The sequence below is a fragment of the Bradyrhizobium zhengyangense genome (assembly GCF_022012435.1).
GTDB classification, from domain to species: domain Bacteria; phylum Pseudomonadota; class Alphaproteobacteria; order Rhizobiales; family Xanthobacteraceae; genus Bradyrhizobium; species Bradyrhizobium zhengyangense.
This window is the reverse complement of record NZ_JAKLUA010000036.1, coordinates 16,984-27,807: the sequence shown is the minus strand read 5'-3', so window position 1 is coordinate 27,807 and position 10,824 is coordinate 16,984. Positions and strand designations below refer to the sequence as shown.

Sequence of the window (10,824 nt, the reverse complement as noted above, 5' to 3'; positions counted from 1 at the left end):
TTCGCTTCGGGGTTCAAACACTGCGTTCTTGGCACATTACGATGCCGTCTGGGGAGGGCGGCAACCATCCCATCTCATCTGGTGATCTGTGATGTGTCGGCCGGGCAAGCGAGTGATTCCTCTTGGCGGAAGAACCACTTGCATAACCCCGCCGGCCGCGATCACCAGTCGGCGCGGTCCTCCTCGGGATCGCGCCGACGCTGGGCTCGTAACTCCGGTCGGGCTACGCCCTCCCTCCGTCACGAGCCCAGCGAAACTCTCTCACCTTGATTGACGCTGCCTTCCATCCTGATCGTCGCGCGACACTAGGCGCCCGTCGGCGCGATTGACTCGATGTCCGCGAGCGAGTGTGGCCGCCGGTTGTCGCTGAACTGGCAGCAAAGAACGCTGCCTATACCGGGACGCGACTTGCACGAGCGGCTCAGGCGCCACAGTTTGCTCGTTTTGACCGATGGCGGCGACGGTGCGAGGAACGCGATGCTCCAGCTGAAGCGGCAGGCCTGCTGTAGAGTGAGGGCAGCTGTGCTACGTCTGATTATGGGATCAACACCAGAACGCAACTGACGTCCCCGTCTGTCAGACTCGGGACAGTTGTCGCACTAACATGGCGTCGCGACGCTCTCGCAATGGTGCTCAGAATCCCCTAACTCATTTATACGTGTCAGAACTGTCATGCTCCCGCCGATGGCATCGGACTTGCTGATCCTCTCCTTGAGAGGCTTGCCCGGAGCTACTCCGGGGAGGTTTATTTGGCCCTGGAGGGGAATTGTAAATGGCGGAGAAGGCGTGCTCGAGATGCGGTCGATATCAATAAGATCAGGCTACGCGCTGACCAATACGTCCATTATCCAAGATACTGTTCGACCGATCCCACCTTCGGGCGCTCACGACCGCCTAAAACGGTAAAGCATGGAGCGCGCGGTGATCTTGGCACTCTGCGTGGCCGCTCTCGCAGCCGGTGGAGTGCTGCTTTCGTTCGCCAAGCAAGCGCTATACGTCTTGGCATTGGGGTAGGAAAGTAGCGTAGCGATCATGTGGCTGTGGCACTTGATTGGCGGCAGCCAATATTTGGATCAGCAGCACTGGCTGCGCAGGCCGCCAGGCGGGAGCTTTTTGACGACATCTTGGAGCCGACTGTCGAAACGACCGTGATAAGGAGTCGAACGATGAGCAGCTGGAAGTCCCTATTGAGCTGTACGGTGGTGGGAGTCCTGATGGTTGTCCAGTTGGAGCTGGCGACGGCAGCGCCGATGCCGAGGAGTGTCGGAGTCGTGCAGGCCTTTCCTGGAGGCACGACCACGATGTCCCCTGTCTCTCACTGCAACTGCGAACGGAGGATCTCCAGTCTTGCAAGAGCCGAACTCTTCCGTGGCGCAAGTACGAGCGGCGGCTGTTATGGCCCTTATTGCGTATATGCGGAGCCGCCTTATGGATACCCTCCGGTCAGTTATGGCTGCAGTCCGTACCATACCGGCCCGCGGTCGTACCCGTTCCGCGCATATCCCTGCCACGGTTATAGGCACGGTTGTTACGGACGCCACTGTTGTTATCGCCAGTACGACTGCCCGGATTTGTGACCGACCGGCGAGACGAAACTGTCGGCTACTGGTGAAGCGGATCTATAGCAAGGAGCAATATAAATGACCCCGATGTATGGTCCGGCCGTGCGTTGCAAGTGGTTTCGCCGAGCTGGCGGTGAGCGGTCTTGCATCAATGTATCCGGCCTTTGATTGGAGCATTTGCTCCGGCCACCATGGATATCAGCGCGCGTGCGTTCTCGTTAGCGGACAGGCCTCGATTGGACCATTCGGGTCACCAGTGTTCGCATGCGCCGGGAAGACCGAACCTCCATCTCGTCTCATCCTCTCGCAGACCTCGGCTGGAAATTATTGATAGGGGCTTACGTCATCGCTTGCTCCTCATTTTGCTCAGTTCCTTTGTTCGAGCCAAGGGCCGTTCCTTCGTCCCGGCCCGCAGAACGTCGATCGCGTCGCGCGCAGGGGCGGTCAAGGCCAGCCGTCGCGCTTGGCTTGCGGCTGGCTCCGGCGTTGCCAGGCTGCGCCTTGACCGCGCCCAGCACGGCGCGAGGATCAAGCGGGTCGGACGCCTGCATCGTCAGTCCTCGTCAGCTCGAAGGCGCGTCCTTTGGCCAGCACCGCCCAGGCGATGCGGGCAAGCTTGTTGGCGAGCGCGATCGCGAGCACGTTGTGGTGCAACCGCCTTTTGGCGGCTTCGATCCAGGACTTGAGCCCATAACTTTCCCAGTTCTTTATCCTGACCAGCACAACGCACGCCGCCTGCACGAACAGAACGCGCAGGTAGCGATTGCCGCGCCTCGAGATTTTGCCGAGGATCGTGCGGTCTCCCGTCGAGATCTGCTTGGGCAAGCCAAGCGCCGAAGTCGCGGCCTTTGGAGAATACGTCTCCGGTGCCGATCGCGGCCACCATGGCGCTCGAAATGATCGGCCCGATGCCAGGCACCGTCATTAGGCGCGAGCATGCCTGATCTTGACGGGCCAATGCTTCAATCTCGCCGGAGAGGCCATCGATGCGCTGATCCAGCCGGTGCCAGTCGCCTGCCAGCTCCTCGATGACACGCAACATGCGTGGCGACAGGGCATCGGCGCGCGTCGCAAGGATGGTGGGCAGTTCGGTGCGCAAGAAGCCGATACCTTGGCGCACGGCGATCCCGCGCTCCAACATGAAGGCGCGAATCTGGTTGATGATGCCGGTGCGTTGCGATACCAGCCGCTCGCGCACCCGGTGCAGCGCCTGCAGATCCAGTTGCTCCGCGGTCTTGGTCGCCACGAACTTCATCGTCGGGCGCTGCACGGCTTCGGCAATCGCTTCGGCGTCATTGAAGTCGTTCTCCTGTCCCCTGCTATAGGGGCGGACATATTTGGCCGGCATCAACCTCGCATCGTGACCAAGCGATGCGAGTTTGCGGCTCAGGTGATGTGCGCCGACGCAGGCTTCCATACCGATCAGGCAACGCGGCAGATTTGCGAGCCGCGCCTCCACTTGCCCACGCGGTCACTTTTGACGCAGAACGATGGCGCCGCGCGCATCGTGGCCGACGACGTTGAACGAGTTCTTGCCGATATCGATGCCGATCACGGCGATCGCGGTATTGGGTGTCTGAGACATGGTGTGCTCCTTGTCTTTGCCGCCCCTTACCAGCTTCGCTTGCTGGCGGGGGCAGGAGGCCCATTAGCGGAGCTCGGAAGAGGAGGCGAACATGCCGTCGATATCGGGAGAATCAGGCTCCGCGATGACCAATATGTCCGTGAGTTTATTCGAACCTGATAACGACGTTCCAGGCGGCAAGCAATTGTAAAAGAGAACGCATGGAACACGTGGCGTCTAGGCACTCCGGGGCGTCGCTCTGTCGAGGAATGTCTTGGCCATCTCGCTGTCAGTCATGCAGGTATACGTCGGCATTCATCTCCAGTGCCGGATCGAGGTCTGCATCCAGGTGCATCTCCGGCGCCGACATGCTCCGGCAACACTATCCATGCCTGTTGCGAGTGACTGTCGAGTTACGAAGAACTCATGACCGCACATGGACGCATGGAGCACGCAGAGCATGCTTTGCTGATCGCCGTGCTGGCGCTATTCCGGTATCCTGGGCGATCTCGGACAAGCTCGGTAAGAGTGCACAAACCGAAGCGATCAGCAAACCTGTGGACGCCGTCATCGACTGGGCCTTGTTCATGGCCAAGACCAGCCGCCGCACAATGGTGGAGATGGTAGCTGAGCTGGAATCTCCTGCGGCGTCTATGTCACGCGTTCGCCGAGCTTCGACAAGCCAGGCCGATCGCCAGGACGGGCACTACGTTGGGGCCGGCAGCAATCACGCCCTCCCGCTCGATGCCGTCGGGAGCGCTGACCTAAGCGATGTGAGGTTGATACTTTGTGCCTCCGTTATGAAAAGGCTTGAATCGCACCTAGCGTCACATTGTACGATCCTGGAATGAAGTCGAGACCTCTGGTGAACCAACGCCGGCTACTCCTTAGCACCTGGGATGGCATACTTGGCTGTGGAGTTCTCGTATCTGTTCTAGTGGAAACCGGATGAAACGCGCGCTTTTGACTACGGCCGCACTGCTTTTGTTGGTAGGCACTGCTTCAGCCCGCACGCAAGAGGGCCCACCGGAAGGCGCGCAGGAGCCCCCCGCCCGGGAGACTCCCTGGGACCCTGATGACCCGGGTGCGGCGTGCCGCCGGGTGCCGGTTCCTTGTTCTGAGGAAGAGAGAATTAAACATCCAGGCCGGCTGATTTGCGGCCATCAACGGCGCGGCAACTGCCGCACCTGACAAAGAGAGCCCGCCGACGACCGTGCAACTTGATCGATCGGCCGCTATTTGGACTTGTGTTAGTTACCGCCGTCCACATCGAGCCTCGACGTCAGCACACCGAGGCCTACTCACCGCGCCGCAACCTAATCTCGGCAGAGGCTACACTTATCGATGCGGAGATTCCGTTCCGGACAGCAGGGACCATAAGAGCCCGTCGATGGGGATAGTGCTCTAGGGTTGGGTGATGGCTCCGCGACAGCTGCAATGTCGCGGTCGATCTCTTGCGCAAGCGAGGCCAGTTCGCTCCTCGCAGTATCCACGATCCATTGATCGAGACCGAAAGCATCTTTGCCCCCATAACAAAGCCGTGAGCCGTCGAGCGAGCTCGCCGGCGGTGACGAACTTGCATTCCAGATGACTACTGTCCTGACTCACAAGTTCGCAATCGTAAAATCGCATTGGATTCGCTTGGTTGTGCCAGAGCTGGGTGCTGGAATAGCGACGAAGGATTTGATGTCGGTCCAGCTACTTGCGCCCCTGATATTGAGCGATGATGAGCGTGCCGCACTGACGTCACTGACGAAGCGGCGGAACACGGCGCAGGCGCTGGCTCTGAAAGCCCGGATTGTGTTGACCTGCGCGGAGGGAGGACAGAACAAGAAAGTGGCGGCCAAGCTGCGCCTGGAGCGGCGGGACGGTAGGCAAGTCGCGCCACCGTTTTTGTAGAGCAGCGCGTGGCCGGGCTTCACGACGAGCCGCGTTCCGGGGCTCCGCGCACGGTTGATGATGTCCGAATCGAAGTCGTGACCGTGCGAACGCTGGAGAACTGCCCCGCCACGCATTGGAGCTCCCGCAGCATGGCAAAGGCGAGCGGTCTGTTGGTGTCGACGGTTCAACGCATCTGGCGGGCCTTCGGGCCAGCCGCATCGGATGGAGACGTTCAAGCTCTCGACAGACCCGTACCTACTGGCCAAGGTCCGCGACGTCGTCGGCTTTACGTCTCGCCGCCGCAGCACGCCATCGTCCCGTGTGTGAGCGACAAATCCCAAATCCAGGCTCTGGATCGCAGCCAGCCGATGTGGCCGATGCGACCTGGCCAGCCGGCCCGAAGGAGCCATGACTACAAAAGGCATGGCACCACCTCGCTGGTCGCGCCCTCGATATTGCGACCGGACGGGTCATCGGCAAGTGCTACCGACTTCACCGCGCCGCCGAATTTTGCAAGCTCCTCGACGAGACCCAGCCCGCGCCGGCTCGACGTCCATCTCGTCATGGACAACTACGCCACGCACACGACCCCGCTGATCCGGCGATGGCTAGTTAAAAGGCCGCGTTGGCATGTGCACCTGACCCCGACCAGCTCGTCATGGCTCAATCAGGAGCGCTTCTTCGAGCTCCTGACCGACAAGAACATCAGGCGCAGCGTCTATCGGAGCATTGCCGCCGTCAGGGCCGACATCGCTTCATTCATCGAACGGCACAACGCCGATCCAAAACCATTTCCATGGACCAATTCAATCGAGCGCTTCTGCCGATCCAATGCTCTGGTTCAGGACACTAGACTTGCAGCAGCACCCAGTGTGGGGCTCTGCGCATTTGGCCATAACGTTAATCATGGGCATGTACTCGAAGAGCGACCAAACACAGTTCGGCCCGCCGAACGGAATCGAGGCAAGAATGTGTCGACCCACGATCACGAGGATAAGTCTGGCCAGACCGCCCAACTGCTCGCAACGGCCAGGCCACTGAATGCCGAAGTGATACTTCATTGAAAACAAGAACGCCGCGGCATTGCTTGGTCGATTTCGGACAAGTCTGTCGAATTAGCCACACATCGGTGTCGCAACGGGTGAATACATAAGCCTTCCCTTCACCAGCCACGTGACTGCCGCCGGTCAGGATCGCGGTCGCTATACGGACCTCGTTTGCGATGGCACAACTATTGCTACCCCTTTACTCTGACACTCCATCTAACAATCGAGGAAGTACATGAAAGAGGCCTTCTCCGTAAACGAGAACAAGGACGAGTGCGTGGACGAGTGCGTCGACGAGTGCGTGGACCAGTACATGGATCACGAATTCCATCTTAATGCTGCGCTGTGGGCGCGGAGCGGCACGACCTTCCTCCCAGTCTCTGACGCTTCCTTGGAATTGCCAGCAGGTGCTTATCGCTGCCGCGAAAATAGTTGCACCGTTTTTTTCGAAAAGGTGCCGACTGTAACTGACACGCTCTTGAACTTGCCGGACACCGCCGCGGAGAGGCTTTTGGTCGAGTTCGACAAGTTCTGGGCTCTGCGCGAGAAGTACGTCGAGTACGGCTTCACGCACAAGCGCGGCATGCTCCTGTGGGGCCCTCCCGGTAGTGGCAAGACCTGCGCAATCGGACAAATGACACAGGTCGTTGTCCGAGATCATAATGGCGTAGTTGTCTTTATCGATCGCCCGCAACTGGCTAGCGCGTGTGTCGGTCTGCTGCGTCGCATTGAGCCCGAGCGGCCCGTGGTCATGGTTATGGAGGATCTGGACGAGCTCGTGGAAAGATGGGGCGCTGAGCACTTTCTTGCGTTGCTCGATGGCAACGCGCAAACTGCGAACGTGCTGCACGTTGCGACCACCAACCACCCTGACCGTCTGGACAGGCGCTTTGTCGATCGCCCTTCTCGCTTTGACACCATCATGGAAGTTGGTATGTCGTCCGCCCAGACCCGCCGCGCCTACTTCAAAGCCAAGGAGCCATCGCTTGACGATGCTACGCTCGACCGCTGGGTCGAGCAAACCAAACGCTACAATATAGCACATCTGCGAGAAGTCATCATTGGCATTAAGCTCTATGGCCAGAATGAGCGATCAGTGTTCGAAAGGTTGAATAGCATGCGTCAGAATCGCTTCGACTGCGAGAGCGAGGACAAAGAATGATGTCTTACTCCTAAGCTATGGCGACGCTGATCCTGTTTTAGGACCCGAATAGCTCGGCCGGAAGGTGGTGGCTCGGCACGCGTCATCCGGGTGTCAACTCGGGGGACGGACAATGGAGCCCTGCCGCCTGAGGCAAACGTACGCTACGCTCCATTGATCCTGACGAACCTCTGGCGGGGGTACGGTCACCCTGCGGCACGTTTCGTCGGGCCTTCCGCTGGCGCTACCGAAGCACGGACGCGTCGATCAAAACAGCGGTCTTCGAGCTTTGAATACCCGGGAAGGAGTACGTAGCTTGATCGTTCCCGTCATTAGTGTGACCGTCGCACTTCAAACATGATGCGGAGCCGAACCATGGCGGATGAGCAGCGAGCTTCTGTCCAAACTGCACGCAGGATACTCTATTTTACAAGGTCCTACTAACCCTTCAGCGTCGCCTTAACTCTTCGCGAAACGAGCAGGCGAACGCGCTGCTGCTTGCATCGGCCGTCAGCACAGCACGAACTGACGACGTCGCAAATGCCTAGTAACGAAAGGAGCCGGTCATTGCGCAACCCCGGCCAGCTCCACGGCCGGCCTTCTCCTCCGTTCCCCCCGGGGGCGAATTTGCACGGGGCAACCACCGCACGTTCGGGAGCCTCCACATACGCTCTCACCCTGACCGTCGCGCTAGGTCGTTCTCGATCCGATCATGAGAGACCGTGAGATATCGTATGGAAGAGTTCACTCCTGCGCGCCTTTTGCTTCGTGGTCTCAATCCAGGAGTGTATAACGATGCCTGCCCTGCGGGCCAGCCGAGAGGCCTCAATCAAAACCACGGCGCCAACTCGCCCTTCGCAAATGCGGCGAGCAGCTTCTCGAACCCGCGACGCGCGGTGCCACCACCAAAGCGACCGAGATCATGGTCGATCACGCTCACCTCGCTCCAGCCAAGCTGCCGCGCACCGTCACCTAAGCCTTACTGCCGGCGCGGTCCACTCGGTTGTTGATAACCTGGTCGTCCGCCGACTGACGAACGTGCACGATGGCCCGGCGAGGAGCGTGCTCAGGCGTGTTCTTGCTCACCGCTGTCCTCCTCATGTCGTTTGCGTCGGTCACCCCGTCGGTGAGCGATTCGGTAGGAAGCTCCTTCAACAGCTCCAGCGTTGCTGGCAAGTTTCAATCGGAATGCTGCTGCATCTTGGAGGGCTCTCGAACCGATCTCCCTGTGAGGTGACGCGCTCGCCACGACGACGTCCCCACAAATGGGACGAATAACCCTAAGAGGAGGATAAAACCGCGTCGACAAGAGCGCGCACCTCCAGCGACCGTCCACCGCAAGCCGCGGAGCAGGGATCAATCGGAAGGACGCGGTGGTGCACCGTCCATGCCGGCAGGAGCGTTAACATCCCATCAGGTTGCCTGATAACTAAATCGGTCTCACCCTCAAGCCGCTTGCAAGGTGACAACGACGACTAACGCTGCGCATTGCGGATGGAACGGGGAGGATCTCAATCGGGCTCCTAGACATCGGCCAACGCTGGTTGCCCCGGGGACTGGCAAGACTAACCTCGCGATCGCAATTGCCCGCAGCTGTGTCCGCGCTGGCGCCCGTGGCCGCTTCTACAAGGACGTCCACCTCCTCAACAGGCTAGGAGCCGAGGTCCGCGATGGCCGCCAAAGACGGCTCGCCGATCACCTGACCCGGTTGGACTTCGTTGTTCTCGACGAGCTCGGCAATCTGCCATTCGCCCAATCCGGTAATCAGCTCCCTGTTCCACCTCATCGGTCGCCTACGAGCGCACTCGTGCTGGTGACCACCAATCTGGTAGTCGGGAATGGCCGAGCGTCCTTGCGGACACACCAAGATGACCACCGCGCCGCTCGACCACCTGAACCTTCATTAGGATATTATCGAAAGCGGAATCGACAGTTGGCGCTTCAACAGTCGGGAAGAAGATCACGCCCGAACGCGCGCTCCCCGCGTCTCCGCAACCCCGAAATTGTGAACGTTAATCGACATTCCGACATTCCGAACTTGACGGCCACTTCTCGCCTTAGGGGGAAAACCATCGCATTCGCGTTCAAGACGCACCGCCCACCGAATCTCCCTTATTCGGCAATAGTCAGGAAGCGGACGCCGGAAGCGTACGACTCGCCCACGCTCAGCCTTTAGGGACCAGGGCCGAGAGTTAAACCCGCCGAAGATGTTCGGCGACCGCTTCATGATCAACGATGTGCGACTTCGCCCGAGCGCCTCAACTGGAAACAGCTTTCACTTGAAACTGCGCAGTAAGATGAGCGCGTCGGCAGGATTTGGCCGCCAAGATTAACTGCACTGAACATCAAGGAGCCTCCGTCAACGCACGCGTGCATCGCAATTGCAAGAGTTCCGATTAGGACGTAACGTGTACCGCGAGTGCAGGCGATTATCTCAGACTCACCAATTCCGTTGAGGTGCTTTCCGCAAAGAGTGGTCGCTTTCATTTCCTTGTGTCGTCAAGTCCTTCGAGCGCTGCAATGAGGCAGTTGATCAATGTCATTGTGGTAAATGGTTTAGCGAGAAGGCAAATACCGCCAGCTTCGATTGCGCGGGCGCGAACTGATCTCTCTGCATTGGCCGTAATGAAGATAAACGGCGTTTGACGACCGTCGTTTCGCATTTGCCGTAGCAGCTCAAGCCCGTTCATGAAAGGCATCTGGATGTCGGCGATTACACACGACGTGGCAGCCAGCACCTCCGAGCGTAGAAACTCTGGGGCGGATGCAAACACTTGAACGTCGTAGCCGCGAGAGGACAGAAGGTTGTTCGTGGCGGCACGAACGGACGGATCATCGTCAATGATCGAGATGAGATGAGGCATTATAAGCGGAAAGCCTTTAGCTGCAGCGCTATCCAACCGAGAGCCGCCGCTCGTACTCAGGTTTGCACGTTTCCATTTGAGCGGGACAGGCCCAGCAACTCAATCATTCTTATGAGATCGGCGAGCGACTTAGCGCCGACTTTGCGCATGGCTTGGCCACGGTGGACTTTGACGGTGATCTCGGCGAGGCCGAGCTCACCCGCTACTTGCTTGTTCAAGAGCCCTGACGCAACCAGCGTCAGAATATCACGCTCTCGCTGCGTCAGACCTTCAAAGCGTGAGCGCACGCCGGCTCGCATCTTCTCAAGCTCTCGCCTTTGTCGATCTCTTTCGATTGCAATCTGGACTGCGCGAAGCAAATCCCGATCGCGGAAAGGCTTTGTCAGGAAATCAACCGCCCCCCCTTTCATTGCCTGTACCGTCATTGGAACATCCGCATGACCCGTTATGAAAACAATTGGCGTATGCATATTCGCGCTAGCGAGACCGGATTGCAGCTCGAGACCGCTCAATCCAGGCAACCGAACATCGAGCACAAGGCAGCTCGGCCCCTCGGGGCGGTCCGCTTTTAATATCTCCGCGGCGGAGGCAAAGTCCTTCACTTTCAAACCCGCCGATTGGAAAAGGTTCGTAAGAGCCTTCCGTATCGAGGCATCGTCGTCGACAATCAGCACCACTGCTTCGTTGTGATCCGGCACCAATTGCGATGCTTGCAAGCGCTCGTTCACGTGCCATCCTTTCAAACAGAACCATGGCAAATCCAAAA

General features: G+C 59.0%; 6 protein-coding genes and 2 pseudogenes. 5 read left to right on the top strand and 3 right to left on the bottom strand.

Going from position 1 to position 10,824, the window contains the following annotated elements:
• Positions 1-2,090: 2,090 nt before the first annotated feature.
• A pseudogene (locus L6637_RS40495) lies at positions 2,091-2,979 on the bottom strand (IS110 family RNA-guided transposase).
• Between the two features lie 1,734 nt (positions 2,980-4,713).
• Here L6637_RS40495 and L6637_RS40485 point away from each other — a divergent pair.
• The 5 genes and pseudogenes from L6637_RS40485 to L6637_RS42965 all read left to right on the top strand — a co-directional run bounded on the left by L6637_RS40485 (position 4,714) and on the right by L6637_RS42965 (position 9,370).
• The gene (locus L6637_RS40485) at positions 4,714-5,025 is read left to right on the top strand and encodes a hypothetical protein (protein ID WP_128929884.1); all 312 of its coding nucleotides are present in this window, start codon (positions 4,714-4,716) and stop codon (positions 5,023-5,025) included.
• Between the two features lie 131 nt (positions 5,026-5,156).
• Positions 5,157-6,071, top strand: coding sequence for a transposase (locus L6637_RS40480; RefSeq protein WP_128929885.1), 915 nt, complete (start codon positions 5,157-5,159; stop codon positions 6,069-6,071).
• Between the two features lie 217 nt (positions 6,072-6,288).
• Entirely contained in the window at positions 6,289-7,215 is a 927-nt protein-coding gene (locus tag L6637_RS40475) for an AAA family ATPase (RefSeq protein WP_128955128.1), read from the top strand.
• A 346-nt stretch (positions 7,216-7,561) separates the two neighbouring features.
• Positions 7,562-7,742, top strand: a pseudogene (locus L6637_RS40470) (hypothetical protein); the annotation flags it as partial.
• Between the two features lie 914 nt (positions 7,743-8,656).
• On the top strand, positions 8,657-9,370 hold the full coding sequence (locus L6637_RS42965; RefSeq protein WP_128929887.1) for an ATP-binding protein: 714 nt from the start codon (positions 8,657-8,659) through the stop codon (positions 9,368-9,370).
• A 307-nt stretch (positions 9,371-9,677) separates the two neighbouring features.
• On the opposite strand, the gene L6637_RS40460 is transcribed toward L6637_RS42965, so the two are convergent.
• Positions 9,678-10,058, bottom strand: a complete 381-nt coding sequence (locus L6637_RS40460) for a response regulator transcription factor (RefSeq protein ID WP_128929888.1) — start codon at positions 10,056-10,058, stop codon at positions 9,678-9,680.
• A 56-nt stretch (positions 10,059-10,114) separates the two neighbouring features.
• Entirely contained in the window at positions 10,115-10,786 is a 672-nt protein-coding gene (locus L6637_RS40455; RefSeq protein WP_164934295.1) for a response regulator transcription factor, read from the bottom strand.
• Positions 10,787-10,824 lie beyond the last annotated feature (38 nt).